Below are 12,485 nucleotides of genomic sequence, written 5' to 3'. Positions count from 1 at the left end.
TCACACCCCCATTCCGGGGATGGTCGGGACGAGACCCCACAGCGCGAACGTCATGAGGACGTCGAGCACGCCGATCGCAAGGATCGCGGTACGCAGTGCGCGCCCTGCCGCCTGGCCCACACCTGCGGGCCCGCCGGACGCGTAATAGCCGTACGCGCAGTGCACGAGCGCGACGACCACCGAGAACACGACGGCCTTGATGCCCGAGTAGAGCAGGTCGGACGGTGCGAGCGCGAGGTGGAAGAAGTAGTCGTAGTTGCCGGCGGACGCACCGTTGAACACGACGACCACGAGGCGCGTCGACAGATAACTCGCGAGCAGACCGATCATGTAGATCGGGATGACGCACACGAGCGCCGCGATGACACGGGTGGACGCGAGGAACGGAACCGACCGCACGGCCATCGAGTCGAGCGCGTCGATCTCGTCGGAGATCCGCATCGCACCGATCTGCGCCGTGAACCCGGTGCCGACCTTGGCGGCCAGCGCGATCGCCACGACGACGGGCGCGAGCTCGCGGGTGTTGGCGACCGCGGACAGGGTGCCCGAGAGCGTGTCCATGCCGACGAGGTCGAGACCACGCTGCGTCTCGACGCCGAGCATCATCGCGGCCGCGAGCGACATCGCGAACACGATGCCGATGGTGCCGCCGCCCGACAGCAGCGAATTGGTGCCGAAGCTGACCTCGCTGATCTGGGCGAGCACGTGCTTGCGGTACCGCGTGAGGGCGAACGGAATGGACGCGAGGGCACGCATGTAGAAGGTGACGTGATGCCCGAGTGTGCCGAGCCCGGTGTAGACGTGGCCGGCGGGTGCGGCCGCGCGGCGCAATCGTGATCGCGTGTCGTAACCCACCATCAGTACGCCCCCACCGCAGGCACCATGACCGTGTACAGCGCGGACAACGCGGTGTTGACGATGAACACCAGAGCGAACGCGATGACGACGGCCTCGTTGACGGCGTCGGCCACGCCGCGCGGCCCGCCCTTCGCGTGCAGCCCCTTGAACGTCGCGACGAGCGTGGACGTGAGACCGAAGATCGCGGCCTTGACCATGGCCATGACGAAGTCCGACATTCGCCCGTACTGACTGAACGTCGACATGAAGTTCCCGGCGGGCATGTGCTGCACGAAGATGTGGTAGGCGTAGCACGCGAAGACTCCGCCGAAGGTGACCATCGCGCACAAGGCCAACGACACCAGGATGGCGCCGACGAGCCGCGGCGCCACCAGACGTTCGACGACGTCGATGCCCATGACCTCCATCGCGTCGATCTCTTCGCGGATCTTGCGCGAGCCCAGATCGGTGCAGATCGCGGAGCCGGCGACGCCCGCCATCATGAGTGCGCACACGAGCGCCGCGGCCTGGCCGACGATGACGAACGCGACGACCGCGCCCGAGTAGCCGCCCGCACCGATGCGTCCGGCGAGTTCGCCGACCGACACGGCGATGAACACGCCGATCGGAATCATCAGCAGCAGTGACGGTCCCGTGCTGACTCGTGCGATGAACAACGTCTGAGTCACGGTCTCGTTGAGCGAGAGCCGACGACGGAACACCGCGGTGACGAGACCGAAGAGCGCCTGCACTGCGAAGCCGAGGAGGTATCCGCCTTCCAGCGCAACAGCTCTCAGCGGGCCCTTCGCGGCGGGGAGTTCGTAGGTCATGGCCGGACGACCTCACTCCGTCGGGGGCCGGACGTCGTGGCATCGCCACGCCGACCGGGCCGGCGCGTGCGCGCAGCCTCCGTCATTCGCCGACTTCCTTTCCGCCTCGCACCGACCGGCGCGTGCGCGCGGACTCGGTGAGACTTTCGATTCACATTCTCGAGTTCGTGGCGATCAGATAGCGCCGGCGCCGCCCGGCGGGGAACCTGCCGAACCTGCATCCCTGTCACGTGTGCGCCCCTCCCCGACGACCCCCTGTGGGTATGCGCCGCGACCGACTGGGCCGACGCGGCTGTGAGGCATATTACACACGGAGGCGGCCGGTGACCAGCCCCTTGTTAACGGATATTCGCGTCGCCCTCGTCCTGACGGACGAATCGGCCGTACCAGCAGATCCGCGCATTTGCGCTGGGCAGGGGCGCCGTTCTTCCGCACAGTCGAGCCGACCACTCGGCGGCGGCGTGAGGCCGACGACAACGCAGCATGAGGCGCGCCCTGTGACCGGCACACGGAGAGGTACACGCGGCCGACGGCCGCACGTTCCCGGCTGCCTCCGCACCGGCGATCGTCACTCGTGCACACCGCACCCGCCGACCGAACGAATGCCGATCCGCGGCCGGGATTCCTACCGAGCGGGACACGAATTGTGATTCACTTGTGCGCCGTACATCATCAGGCTGTACGCCTTCCGCGACACCGCACACCGACCACACGTCCCGAAGGAGCTCGGGTGACCAAGAGCGCTCGGCAGACCCGTCCGTCCCGGCGCACAGCCCGCACCGCCACAGGCGGGACGCGACCGAAGTACCGCAAGGAACAGATCGCAGCGGTGGCCGCCGAGGCGTTCAGCCAACGCGGGTACCACTCCGTGACGATCGACGACATCGCCTCCGCGGTCGGCATTTCCGGCCCTGCCGTGTACCGGCACTTTCCGAACAAGTACGCACTCTTCCAGCACGTCGCGACCGGATTGACGACGCTGTTGACCGATGCACTCGACTCCGTCGACAGCTCGATCGGTCTGGGCGACGAGTCGGGCGTGTTGCTCGACGCCGACGCTCGCCTCGACGCACAGCTGCGCGCGATCATCGGAACGACGGTCGACCACCGGCGACGCGCGGGCCTGTACCGCTGGGAAGGACGGTATCTCGCTCGCGAGCACCGCACGGAGGTCCGAGATCGCACATGGATCGCCAACCAGCGTGTCGGCGAGGTCCTTTCGCTCGTGCGACCGGAGCTGACCGAGGGCGACAGAATTCTCGTGACGGTCGCCATGTTCAGCGCGGTCGGCAGCATCACCGCCCACAACGTCCCGCTCGCGAAACCCCGCCTCGAGCAGTTGTTGCTGCGCGGCTGTCGCGACATGTCCCGCATCGACTGGGCCGACAGCGATCTCACGGTGAACGCCCACGGGACCGACGGAGCACGGGGAGCGCACGGGCTCGCGAGCGTGAACAAGCGCGAGAACCTCATTCAGGCCGCCGTGACGCTGTTCGACGACCGCGGGTACCACGAGGTCACGATCGAGGAGATCGCGGCGGCGGTGGGCCTGCCCGCGTCGGGCGTCTACCGCCATTTCACCGGCAAGTCGGACATTCTCGTGGCGGCGCTGCACCGCGCAGCCGACCGCGTCGCGCTCGGCGTCAGCACGGCGCTCTCCGGATCCGAGAACGCGCACGACGCCCTCGACGCCCTCACCGCGGTCTACGTGCGACTGTCGTTCGCGCAGCGCGAGCTCATGTCGGTGTACTACGCGGAGATCGGCAGTCTCCCCGGGCCGCGGCGCGACGAGATCCGGCACATCCAGCGCCTCAACGTCGAGGAGTGGGCCCTCATCGTCGCCGAGGTGCGACCCGAGCTCACCGTGGTCGAGTGCCGCATCCTCGTGCACGCGGCACTCAATCTCGTCCCCGACGTCGGTCGTTTCCTGCACTTCGACTCCGAGCCGCGCACGCCCGCACGGATCCAGCAGTTGATGCTCGCCTTGCTTCGCGGCTCGTGATCGGGCAGGACACGGCCGCGAGTAGCATGTCCGCGTGTTCGTGCGCACGCTCCTGATCGACAACCACGACTCGTTCACCTACAACCTCGTTGCTCTGCTGACCGAGGTGGCCGGTGCGCGGCCGGTCGTGGTGACCAACGACTCGTCCTGGGAGTCGATCGATTTCGGCGCGTTCGACAATGTGGTGATCTCCCCCGGCCCCGGCCGACCCGAACGGGCGCGGGACTTCGGGATCAGCGCGCGCGTCGTCGCCGAGACGGACCTGCCGCTGCTCGGCGTGTGCCTGGGGCACCAGGGCCTGTGCCACACCTACGGCGCAGCCGTCGACCTCGCGACGACACCGATGCACGGTCGGGTGTCCCGCGTCGAGCACGACGGACGCGACCTGTTCCGCGGGCTGCCGTCGCCCTTCTCGGTCACCCGTTACCATTCCCTGGTCGTCGGTGAGGTGCCCGACGAACTCGAGGTCACCGCGCATGCCGAGGACGGTGCCGTGATGGCCGTCCGGCACCGCAGCCTGCCGCGCTGGGGTGTCCAGTTCCATCCCGAATCGATCGCGAGCCAGCACGGCCGCGCCCTGCTCGCCAACTTCCGTGACCTCTCCGCACGCGCACGCGGCGCCGCCGTCGGCGTCTCCGGACAGGTTCCCGGCACGCCGGCCCCAGCCCCCGTCCAGCCGCAACAGCAGCCACAGCCGGCGGACGGCGCTCCCGAGTGGCGGCGCATCGACTGCGAGGTCGACCCGGAAGCGGTCTTCGCGCAGCTGTTCGCCGGCAGCGCGCATGCGGTGTGGCTCGACCGCGTCGCCGCCGAGTCCGGCTCGCGGGTCAGTGTTCTCGCCGATTCCACCGGGCCGCTCGCGGAGGTCCTCGCGTACGACGTCGACGGCGGGCGCATGCGTGTCGACCGCGGCGGCACGGTCACCGAGCACACCGGCGTCGACCTGTTCGATCACCTTGCCACGCGGCTGGGCGAGCGCCGGGTCGCCCCGAGCGACGAGATTCCCTTCGCGCTGGGGTATGTCGGCTTTCTCGGCTACGAACTGGGCGCGCTCACGCTCGGTCACGCGACCACCACACGCACGCACGGGCGCGATGCCCCGGGCGAGCACATCCCCGATGCGGCCCTCGTGTTCGTCGACCGCGCCGTCGTGATCGATCACGATCGCGCGTGCACGTACGTGCTGCGGCTCGCCCCCGGCGACGCCGCACCCGCGGGCGACACCGACTGGCTCGACGACACCGTGACCCTGATACGAACTCTGCCCGAGCGTGTTCCGGCCGGAGCGCCGCGACCGATCGTCGCCGACGTCACGACGCCGCTCACGCTGCGACACGACCGTGACGGCTATCTCGGCCGTATCGCCTCCGCGCAGGAGGCGATCCGGCAGGGTGAGAGCTACGAGCTGTGCCTGACGAACATGGCGCACGTGCAGGCGCAGGTCGACCCGCTTGCCACGTTCGTGCGGTTGCGTGCGTCGAGCCCGGCGCCCTACAGCGCGTACCTGCTTCTCGGCGACGTGGCGGTCGCCAGTGCCTCGCCCGAGCGGTTCCTGCGCGTGACGGCAGACGGGACCGTCGACTCGAAGCCCATCAAGGGCACCCGGCCCCGCGGCGCGACACAGAGCGAGGACGCGTCGCTGCGGGCCGAGCTGCGGGCGTCGGAGAAGGAGCGCGCCGAGAACCTCATGATCGTCGATCTCACGCGCAACGACCTCACTCGCGTGTGCGACCCGCTGTCGGTGCACGTTCCTGAACTGTTCGCGGTCGAGACGTACTCTTCGGTGCACCAACTCGTCTCGACGATCCGCGGCCGCTTGCGTCCCGACTGCACGGCGGTCGACGCGGTACGTGCGGCCTTTCCGGGCGGCTCGATGACGGGCGCGCCCAAGAAGCGCACGACCGAGATCATCGCCGAGCTCGAACAGGGCCGTCGGGGAGTCTATTCGGGCTCGATCGGGTACTTCGCCCTCGACGGATCGGCCGATCTGTCGATCGTGATCCGCAGCCTCGTGTGCACCCCGGACGGAGTGTCGTTCGGTATCGGCGGCGCGGTGACCGCGCTGTCGGATCCCGCGGCCGAGTTCGACGAAACCCTCGTGAAGGCCGCCGGACTCCTGCACGTCCTCGCGAACGACACGGCCGCAGACCACACCGACACGGGCGCCGCCTGCCCGGATCCGAGCGAGCGACGCACCGCCTGAACCACTGAACCGACCTGCAGATCAGGGGGATTCGCGAGGCCGTCGCTCGACGTACCAGTCGAGCAGTTCCGCGTCGTCGACCGCCGTACGGTCGACACTGCCCGCTGCGGCCGCACCCTGCAGCATCCGTTTGATCGGTACCTCGAGCTTCTTCCCGGTGCGCGTGTGCGGCACGCCCGGTGCCGCGATGATCTCGTCGGGTACGTGCCGCGGCGACAGCCGTTCGCGGATCTCGCGGCTGATGCGCGCGTCGAGCGCGTCGTCGAGGGTGCTGCCGGGCCGCAGCACCACGAAAAGCGGCATCCAGTACCCGCCGTCGGGCTGCTCGACGCCGAGCACGAGCGCTTCGGCGACCTCGGGGACGTTCTCGACCACCTGGTAGATGTCCGCGCTGCCCATGCGGATGCCGTTGCGGTTCAACGTCGAATCGGACCGGCCGTGCATCACCACCGAACCGCGGCCGGTAATCGTGATCCAGTCGCCGTGCCGCCACACGCCGGGATACGCGTCGAAGTAGGCGGCGCGGTACCGCTCGCCGTCGGGGTCGGTCCAGAAGCGCACCGGCATCGACGGCAGCGGCGCGGTGACGACGAGCTCGCCGACCTCGTCGACCACGGCGCGCCCGTCCGGATCGAATGCCGCGAGCGCGACGCCGAGACAGGGTGCGGACAGCTCACCGGGCCACACCGGCACCGTGGGCGCGGCGCCGACGAACGCCGACACGACGTCTGTGCCTCCCGAGATGGACGCGACCTGGACGTCGGCGCCGACATTGTCGGCGAGCCACAGCGACGACGACGCGGGCAGCGTGGCACCGGTGATCCCGACGGTGCGCAGAGCGGTGAGATCGTACTGTCGACGCGGCGTGACGCCGGCCTTGATGCAGGCGAGGACGTACGCGGGGCTCGTGCCGAGAACCGTGGCGCCCACCCGCGCGGCGACGCCCCACAGACTGCCCGTGTCCGGATACGACGGTGCGCCGTCGTAGGTGACGACGGTGGCACCGACCAGCAGTCCCGCGACGTTGAAGTTCCACATCATCCAGCTCGGGCTCGTGTACCAGAACAGCACGTCGCCCGGCCCGAGGTCGTTCTGCAGGGCCAGTGCTTCGAGGTGGACGAGGAGCACGCCGCCGTGACCGTGGACGATGCCTTTCGGCAAACCGGTGGTGCCGGAAGAGAACACGACCCACAGCGGGTGGTCGAACGGGACCGCGACGGGATCGAGTGTCTCCTCGCCCGAGACGGCCTCGTCCCATGCCACACAGCCGCCGGGCACCTCTGCCCCGAGAGCGGGCACCACGACGGTCGTCGTGAGCGTCGGCATCGCGGCGCGCAGTTCTTGGACGGCGTCGGTGCGCGCGTGGGTTCTTCCGCCGTAGCGGTAGCCGTCTGCGGCGACGAGCGCGGTGGGCTCGAGCTGGCCGAGACGATCGAGCGCGGCGGGCGCCGAGTAGTCCTGTCCGCACGCCGCCCACACCGCGCCGAGCGACGCCGCCGCGAGGAACGCGACGATCGCCTCCGGCCCGTTCGGCAGGTACCCGACGACGCGGTCGCCCTGCCCGACCCCGGCGCGCGCCAGGTGCGCCGCCAGCGCGGCCGTCCGGGACTGCAACTCAGCCCACGTGACGGTGGTGTCCGGCTCGTCCTCGTGAACGACGACGAGTGCGGGCCGGTCCTGGTCGGCGTGCCGGAACACCTGTTCCACGTAGTTGAGCCGCGCATCCGGGAACCAGCGTGCGCCGGGCATCGACGCATCGGCGAGCGCCGGCCCCGGGTCGGTGTCCGAATGCACCTCGAACCAGTCCCACACCTCGCGCCAGAACTCGCCCGGTTGCTCGACGGACCACTGCCACAAGGTGCGATAGTCGGGAGCGTCGAACTCGCCGGTACGCAGCCCGTGCCGTCGCGCGACACGTCGACCGAACGCGGTGAGTGCCGCGCGGCCCACTACGTCGCGCGTCGGTGTCCACTGTGGCCGTACCGAATCTACCGTCATGGTGTGCCTCCCGTTTCCGCTCGGTGGCGACGAGTACGCGTCTCGCCGCCACCTACGGTGCGGCGCGGTCCGCGCGCCGCACCAGTTGTTCCGCGTGCCTGAGCACCGGTGAGTCCACCATCTTCCCTTCGAACGCGAACACTCCGCGTTCGGCGGCCGCCGCGTCCAGCACGCGGCGAGCCCAGCCGACCTCGTCGGCAGCGGGAGCGAACGCCGCGCGGATGACGGCGACCTGGGTGGGATGGATCGCGACCTTCACGTCGAAGCCGACCGCGCCCGCGTCGTCGGCCTCGGCCGCCAGCCCGCGGGTGTCCGGGATGTCGAGGTACACCGAGTCGAGTGCCAGCCGCCCGTGCGCTTTGGCGGCGAGCAGCACGGTCGACCGCACGTGACGCGCCACATCGCGGTACCGGCCGGAGGCGGTACGGCTGGAGGTGCCACCGAGCGCGGCGACGAGATCCTCTGCACCCCACATCATGCCGACCGTGGCGTCGGCACGCGCGATGTCCGCGGCGGCGAGTGCCCCGAGGGGCGATTCCACCAGCGCGAGGATGTCGTATCGGCCGAGAGACGCGACGTGACCGGCGGATTCGCACTTGGGCAGCATGACCCGGCGGTAGGGCGTGTCGGCCAACGCGCGCAGGTCGTCGCCGTGATGCGGGCTGTCGACCGCGTTGACCCGTACGACGGTCCGATCGGGGTCGAGCGGTGCCGACACGAGCGCGTTCCGCGCGTCCGCCTTGTGCTGTTCGCCGACACCGTCCTCCAGGTCGAGAACGACGACGTCCGCGGCCGCGGCGGCCTTCGCGAACCGCTCGGGCCGGTCGGCGGGGCAGAACAGCCACGCGGGGCCCGGCACCCAGGCGCGGCCGCTCACGTCGGTCGCAATCGGACGAGGGTCTGCCGCACCGCGGTTGCGACGACCGTACCGTGCTGGTTGCGCCCGGTGTGCACGAGCGTCACGATGCCCTCGCCGGGCCTGCTCTTCGACGGGCGCTTGTCGGTGACCAAGGTCTCCGCGTAGAGCGTGTCGCCGTGGAACATCGGTGCCGGGAAGGAGATCTCGGAGAATCCGAGGTTCGCGACGAGCGTGCCCTGCGTGAGCTGCCCGACCGACAGGCCGACGAGCGTGGAGAGCGTGAACATCGAGTTGACGAGACGCTGACCGAACTGCGTGGTCTCCGCGTAGGCCGCGTCGAGATGCAGTGCCTGCGGGTTCATCGTCGTCGTCGTGAACGCCACATTGTCGGCCTCGGTGACCGTGCGACCGGGCCGGTGCGCGTACACCGTGCCGATCTCGAACTCCTCGAACCACAGGCCGCGCTGCTCGACGACCGGGTGTCCACTGTCGGTCACAGTCCCGCCTCCCGTGCGATGAGCATGAGCTGCACCTCCGTTGTTCCCTCCCCGATCTCGAGGATCTTGCTGTCGCGGTAGTGCCGCGCCACCGGATACTCGTTCATGAAACCGTATCCGCCGTGGATCTGCGTGGCATCGCGCGCATTGTCCATCGCGGCCTCGGACGCGACGAGCTTCGCGATCGCGGCCTGCTTCTTGAAGGGCTTGCCCGACAGCATGAGTGCCGACGCGTCGTAGTACGCGGTGCGTGCAGTGTGGGCGCGCGCCTCCATCCGGGCGATCTTGAACGCGATGGCCTGGTTACGACCGATCGCGGTGCCGAATGCCTCGCGCTCCTTCGCGTACCGGACCGACTCGTCGACGCAGCCCTGCGCCGCACCGGTCGCGAGCGCGGCGATCGCGATGCGCCCCTCGTCGAGGATGCGCAGGAAGTTGGCATATCCGCGGCCGCGTTCGCCGAGCAGATTCGCCTCGGGGACCCGGACGTCGGTGAGTGAGAGGGGGTGCGTGTCCGACGCATTCCAGCCCACCTTGTCGTAGGCGGGTTCGGCGGTGAACCCGGGGGTGTCGGTCGGTACGAGGATCGTCGAGATCTCCTTCTTCCCGTCGGCTTTCGTGCCGGTGACGGCGGTGACCGTGACGAGCGACGTGATGTCGGTGCCCGAGTTGGTGATGAACTGCTTGTTGCCGTTGATCACCCAGGTGCCGTCGTCGAGCCGGGCGGTGGTGCGGGTGCCGCCCGCGTCGCTGCCTGCCCCCGGTTCGGTGAGGCCGAAGCCGGCGAGAGCGCGGCCGCTCGTCAACTCGGGCAGCCAGCGCTGCTTCTGTTCTTCGGTGCCGAAGCGGTACAACGGCATCGCGCCGAGCGACACACCTGCTTCGAGGGTGATCGCGACGCTCTGGTCGATCTTGCCGAGTTCTTCGAGCGCGAGGCACAGCGCGAAGTAGTCGCCGCCCATCCCGCCGTACTCCTCGGGGAAGGGCAGCCCGAACAGGCCCATGCTCGCCATGCCCGCGACCACCTCGTACGGGAACGAGTGCGCGGCGTCGTGCTCGGCCGCCACGGGAGCGACGACGTCGCGCGCGAACTCGCGGACGGTGAGGGCGAGGTCGCGGTAGTGGCCGGGCAGCGTGCCGGTGGACAGGTACGCGGAATCGCTCATCAGGCGCTCTCTTTCACGTTTTCGGTAGCGGCAGGCCCGAGGCCATGCGACGCCTCCGCGTCGGGGTGGGTGTGCACGCGAGCGAGGGGTTGTTCGACCTGCACGAGATCTCCCGTGGCGACGAGGATCTCTGCGACCCCGTCGGCGGGGGCGGTGAGCGCGTGTTCCATCTTCATCGCCTCGACGACGACGAGCGTGTCGCCCGCCCGCACGTGGTCGCCACTCGCGGCCGGGGCCGCGATGACGGTGCCCGGCATGGGGCTGACGATCTCCGCGTCGGCAGCCGAGTCGTCGGCGCGGATACGTTCGTGTTCCGCGACGCGCACGGGCCACGTGCCGTCGTCGTCCGCGACCCAGACGGTGGAGGCTTCGCGCACAACGGTGTACTCGGCGCGTGTGCCCGCGACGGTCAGCGCGAGCGCGTCGCCGCGTCGCGACGCCCGTACGGCCACGGTCTCGCGCGCGCCGTCGCCGCGAGTGACCGAGACGGTCGCCGAGTCGGGGCTGCCGGTGATCTCGACGGTCACGCTCTCTCCCCCACCCGACGTGTAGCGCGAGATCACCGGGGCCGGTGCGCCCGCGCGCCATCCGGTCGGCAGTGCCCACGGATCGCCCGCGGCCTCCGCGCTCGACCACGACTCGAGCCACGGTGCGAGGGCGGCCGCGACGAACACGTCGCGTGTCGCGGCCGGTGCCGTGTAGTCGGGCGCGACCCGGTCGATGAGCGCGGTGTCGAGGGCGCCCGTGCGCACGTCGGGCTGCGCGAGCAGGTACCGCAGGAAGTCGACGTTGGTGACCAGACCGAGCACCCGGGTGCGCCCCAGGGCGCGGTCGAGGCCTACGAGCGCCTCCGCGCGGGTGGGGGCGTGCACGATCACCTTGGCGAGCATCGGGTCGTAGTCGGACGCCACGACGGTGCCCGCGTCGATCCCCGAATCGACGCGCACGGTGCCCGGGCCGGACGCGGTCGGCTCGTGCGCGACGAGGACGGTGCCGCCCGTCGGCAGGAACCCGCGTGCGGGGTCTTCGGCGTAGACACGCGCTTCGATCGCGTGACCGTCGAGATGCACGTCGTCCTGCGTGAAGTCGAGGGCCTCGCCCGCAGCGACGCGCACCTGCCACTCGACGAGGTCGAGTCCGGTGATCTCCTCGGTCACCGGATGTTCGACCTGCAGACGGGTGTTCATTTCCATGAAGAAGAACTCGTCGGGCCGGTCCGCCGACACGATGAACTCGACGGTGCCCGCGCCGGTGTAGCCGACGCTGCGCGCCGTGTCGCACGCAGCGGCACCGATACGTGCGCGCGTCTGCGCGTCGAGCAGTGGCGACGGCGCCTCCTCGACGACCTTCTGGTGCCTGCGCTGCAGACTGCACTCGCGCTCGCCGAGGTGCACGACGCCGCCGTGCGCGTCGGCGAGTACCTGTACCTCGATGTGCCGCGGACGCTCGACGAATCGTTCGAGGAACAGCGTGTCGTCGCCGAAGGCCGACGCGGCTTCGCGGCGCGCGGTGCGCAACGAGGACGCGAGCGCCTCGGGCCCGTCGACGCGGTGCATGCCCTTGCCGCCACCCCCCGCGGACGGCTTGATCAGGATCGGATAGCCGACGTCCACCGCGGCCGCGACGAGTGCGTCGTCGTCGAGACCGGGTTCGGCGATACCGGGCACGACGGGCACGCCGTACTCGGTGACGGCCTTCTTCGCGGTGATCTTGTCGCCCATCACCTCGATCGCCCGCGGCGGCGGACCGAGGAACACGAGGCCGGCCTGCGTGCACGCGGCTGCGAATTCGGCGTTCTCCGACAGGAATCCGTAGCCAGGATGGACGGCCTGCGCGCCGGTGTCGACCGCGGCCGCGAGCACCCTCTCGATCGACAGATAACTCTCGCGCGCCGGGGCCGGGCCGAGCCGGACCGCGATGTCGGCTTCGTGCACGTGGCGGGCGTCGCGGTCGGCGTCGCTGTACACCGCGACCGAGCGGATACCCATGCGCCGCAACGTACGCAGCACGCGGACCGCGATCTCGCCGCGATTGGCGACCAGCACGGTGTCGAAGCGGACAGGGTGCGTGGTGGCGGGGTGTGTCTTCTGCAT

9 protein-coding genes are annotated in these 12,485 nt (G+C 69.9%); 2 read left to right on the top strand and 7 right to left on the bottom strand.

Features of this window, described 5'->3' with window-relative positions:
* Together HCA44_RS02775 and HCA44_RS02770 are read right to left on the bottom strand one after the other, a co-directional pair.
* Window positions 1-858, bottom strand: coding sequence for an ABC transporter permease (locus HCA44_RS02775; RefSeq protein ID WP_169647020.1), 858 nt, complete (start codon window positions 856-858; stop codon window positions 1-3).
* Window positions 858-1,667: an ABC transporter permease gene (locus HCA44_RS02770; protein WP_169647019.1), complete on the bottom strand. Its 810-nt coding sequence runs from the start codon at window positions 1,665-1,667 to the stop codon at window positions 858-860. Before HCA44_RS02770 ends, HCA44_RS02775 begins: the two co-directional genes overlap by 1 nt.
* 730 nt (window positions 1,668-2,397) lie before the next feature.
* Between HCA44_RS02770 and HCA44_RS02765 the strand changes: the two genes are divergently transcribed.
* Both HCA44_RS02765 and pabB read left to right on the top strand, forming a co-directional pair.
* Window positions 2,398-3,669, top strand: a complete 1,272-nt coding sequence (locus tag HCA44_RS02765) for a TetR/AcrR family transcriptional regulator (protein WP_169647018.1) — start codon at window positions 2,398-2,400, stop codon at window positions 3,667-3,669.
* A gap of 34 nt (window positions 3,670-3,703) precedes the next feature.
* Window positions 3,704-5,872: an aminodeoxychorismate synthase component I gene (pabB, locus tag HCA44_RS02760; protein WP_169647017.1), complete on the top strand. Its 2,169-nt coding sequence runs from the start codon at window positions 3,704-3,706 to the stop codon at window positions 5,870-5,872.
* 21 nt (window positions 5,873-5,893) lie between these two features.
* Here pabB and HCA44_RS02755 read toward each other — a convergent pair whose 3' ends face one another.
* From HCA44_RS02755 to HCA44_RS02735, 5 genes are read right to left on the bottom strand one after another with little or no spacing between them, the layout of a single operon-like run.
* The gene (locus HCA44_RS02755; RefSeq protein ID WP_169647016.1) at window positions 5,894-7,870 is read right to left on the bottom strand and encodes an acetoacetate--CoA ligase; all 1,977 of its coding nucleotides are present in this window, start codon (window positions 7,868-7,870) and stop codon (window positions 5,894-5,896) included.
* Window positions 7,871-7,922: 52 nt separating this feature from the next.
* Window positions 7,923-8,747, bottom strand: a complete 825-nt coding sequence (locus HCA44_RS02750) for a CoA ester lyase (RefSeq protein ID WP_169647015.1) — start codon at window positions 8,745-8,747, stop codon at window positions 7,923-7,925.
* Window positions 8,744-9,226 (bottom strand): MaoC family dehydratase, encoded by a 483-nt coding sequence (locus HCA44_RS02745; protein ID WP_169647014.1) that lies wholly within the window; start codon window positions 9,224-9,226, stop codon window positions 8,744-8,746. Before HCA44_RS02745 ends, HCA44_RS02750 begins: the two co-directional genes overlap by 4 nt.
* Complete coding sequence (locus HCA44_RS02740) at window positions 9,223-10,392, bottom strand: acyl-CoA dehydrogenase family protein (protein WP_169647013.1); 1,170 nt, start codon at window positions 10,390-10,392, stop codon at window positions 9,223-9,225. The genes HCA44_RS02745 and HCA44_RS02740 overlap by 4 nt, the downstream gene beginning before the upstream one ends.
* A complete protein-coding gene (locus HCA44_RS02735; protein WP_169647012.1) occupies window positions 10,392-12,485 on the bottom strand; it encodes an acetyl/propionyl/methylcrotonyl-CoA carboxylase subunit alpha in 2,094 nt (697 codons plus the stop codon). Before HCA44_RS02735 ends, HCA44_RS02740 begins: the two co-directional genes overlap by 1 nt.

Origin of the sequence: Rhodococcus sp. HNM0569 (genome assembly GCF_012726205.1) — a bacterium.
Lineage (GTDB): Bacteria > Actinomycetota > Actinomycetes > Mycobacteriales > Mycobacteriaceae > Rhodococcus_F.
This window is presented reverse-complemented; position numbering and strand designations above follow the sequence as displayed.

Excerpts from the sequence above, each read along its gene's own strand:
- HCA44_RS02775 (WP_169647020.1), bottom strand. The coding sequence starts at position 858 with ATGGTGGGTTACGACACGCGATCACGATTGCGCCGCGCGGCCGCACCC.
- HCA44_RS02770 (WP_169647019.1), bottom strand. The coding sequence starts at position 1,667 with ATGACCTACGAACTCCCCGCCGCGAAGGGCCCGCTGAGAGCTGTTGCG.
- HCA44_RS02755 (WP_169647016.1), bottom strand. The coding sequence starts at position 7,870 with ATGACGGTAGATTCGGTACGGCCACAGTGGACACCGACGCGCGACGTA.
- HCA44_RS02740 (WP_169647013.1), bottom strand. The coding sequence starts at position 10,392 with ATGAGCGATTCCGCGTACCTGTCCACCGGCACGCTGCCCGGCCACTAC.
- HCA44_RS02735 (WP_169647012.1), bottom strand. The coding sequence starts at position 12,485 with ATGCAGAAGACACACCCCGCCACCACGCACCCTGTCCGCTTCGACACC.